We start from the raw sequence: 250 nt of genomic DNA, 5'->3' as shown, positions 1-250 counted from the left end.
AGGCGGGGTGGCGCGTGGGGCGAGCGGCGGCGGTACGCGTGGCGTCTCAGCCGCGCCGCACACGCCCGCTGCGGGCGAAGCGGCGGCCGCACCGGGGACCGCCCTCTATGAAAACCTGACGACGTGGAACTTCGGCAAGCTCCCCGAGCTTCTCGAAATCCGGCGCGGCGGGCATACGCTGTTCGGCTATCCGGCGCTCGTCGATCGCGGCACGCATTGCGACGTCGAAGTGTTCGATTCGCCGGATGAG

1 protein-coding gene is annotated in these 250 nt (G+C 70.4%); it reads left to right on the top strand.

What is annotated here, in order from left to right; all coding sequences use genetic code 11:
* Positions 1–250: DUF3418 domain-containing protein (locus SB753_RS39795; RefSeq protein WP_410805512.1), on the top strand; the 250-nt coding region annotated here is incomplete at both ends.

It is taken from the genome of Paraburkholderia sp. SIMBA_053, assembly GCF_046534895.1.
Lineage (GTDB): Bacteria > Pseudomonadota > Gammaproteobacteria > Burkholderiales > Burkholderiaceae > Paraburkholderia > Paraburkholderia caledonica.
This window is presented reverse-complemented; position numbering and strand designations above follow the sequence as displayed.